The sequence below is a fragment of the Staphylococcus sp. HMSC059F04 genome, assembly GCF_001812565.1.
In the GTDB taxonomy this organism is placed as follows: domain Bacteria; phylum Bacillota; class Bacilli; order Staphylococcales; family Staphylococcaceae; genus Staphylococcus; species Staphylococcus lugdunensis.
Map to the genome: position 1 here is coordinate 153337 of NZ_KV809479.1, position 619 is coordinate 153955.

1 pseudogene is annotated in these 619 nt (G+C 39.4%); it reads right to left on the minus strand.

Annotation, left to right across the window (positions count from 1 at the left end):
• Nucleotides 1-619 (minus strand): annotated as a pseudogene (locus tag HMPREF2864_RS12340) (hypothetical protein); the annotation flags it as partial.

The following is a 619-nucleotide window of genomic DNA, read 5'->3' on the forward strand; positions in this document are numbered from 1 at the left end:
TTATCGCCATCTTTACCTTGACTTGATTGTGGATTAACTTTGCCATTCAGAATATCTTTTCCATCTCTACCGTTTAAACCATTATCGCCTTTGTCACCTTTTGAACCAGTCTCACCACGTTCGCCTCGGTCACCTTTTGGTCCTTTGATATTACCTTCATTAGTCCAGTTTCCACCTGATTTAACAAAAACATCACCTGTTACAGTATTGATGTATTTATCGCCATCTTTACCTTGACTTGATTGTGGATCAACTTTGCCATTCAGAACATCTTTTCCATCTCTACCGTTTAAACCATTATCGCCTTTGTCACCTTTTGAACCAGTCTCACCACGTTCGCCTCGGTCACCTTTTGGCCCTTTGATGTTGCCTTCGTTAGTCCAGTTTCCACCTGATTTAACAAAAACATCACCTGTTACAGTATTGATATATTTATCGCCATCTTTACCTTGATTTGGTTGTGGATTAACTTTGCCATTCAGAACATCTTTTCCATCTCTACCGTTTAAACCATTATCGCCTTTGTCACCTTTTGGTCCTTTGATATTGCCTTCGTTGGTCCAGTTTTCACCTGATTTAACAAAGACATCACCTGTTACAGTATTGATGTATTTATCGC